Genomic DNA, 829 nt, shown 5'->3' on the forward strand with positions numbered 1-829 from the left:
CCCGACGCGGGCGAGCAGGCGGTCGGCTCGACCATGTAGTGGTTGGCCATGACCAGGAAGCGCCGGTTGAAGACACGCTCCTTGCCGGTGAACACGCTCGTCACCGCCGTCTTCATGTTGTCGTAGATGCCGCGCGTCGGCACGCCTCCGAAGAAGGCAAACGCCCGCGCATGCGCGTCGAACAGCATCTCCTGTGTCTCGCGCGGATAGGCCCGCACATACATGGCCCGCGACGCGCACAGTCGCACATGCGCGACCTTCACGCGCATCGGCTTGCCCGAGATCTCCACGTCCTCATGGCTCCAGTCGAACTGATAGGCCTCGCCCGGTCGGAACAGCAGCGGGATGAACGCCGGCGCATCCATCACATCGCGACGTCGCGCCTGCCGCCAGCGGGCCGCATAACGGCGAACCGCGTCGTACGAGCCGTCGAACCCTTCGCGTAGCAGCAGGTCGTGGATGCGCGTGAGGCGCAGCTTCTCGCGCCGCGGCCGTGCCTCATCGTCCTCCAGGAAAGCATCCAGTCGCGCCTGGAACGGACCCAGCTTCGGCAGCGGCTGCACTGCCCGCCGGTAGCCCATGTCCGCCTCCGGTGCCCGGATCGCCTTGCGCACCACCTTGCGCGACAGGTGCAGGTCCCGCGCTATCGCCTTGATGGCCTTCCCCGACGCGTGCTCGCGCCGGATCCTCAACACCGTCTCCAATACCAGCATCCCGCTCTCGCCGCCTGACACACCGCCAAGCGAACAGCCTAGACCACCGGGATGAGGGGTCCCTTTTCGACGCCGATCACCCCGCTACCGGGGTCCTTTTTCCACGCCGATCCACA

Annotated in this window: 1 protein-coding gene; it reads right to left on the reverse strand. The window is 66.9% G+C overall.

Annotation, left to right across the window (positions count from 1 at the left end):
- On the reverse strand, positions 1-713 hold a 713-nt coding region (gene istA / locus HRV97_RS17250; protein ID WP_174195357.1), incomplete at its 3' end, for an IS21 family transposase.
- Positions 714-829 lie beyond the last annotated feature (116 nt).

Source organism: Sphingomonas hominis (assembly GCF_013328205.1).
In the GTDB taxonomy this organism is placed as follows: domain Bacteria; phylum Pseudomonadota; class Alphaproteobacteria; order Sphingomonadales; family Sphingomonadaceae; genus Sphingomonas; species Sphingomonas hominis.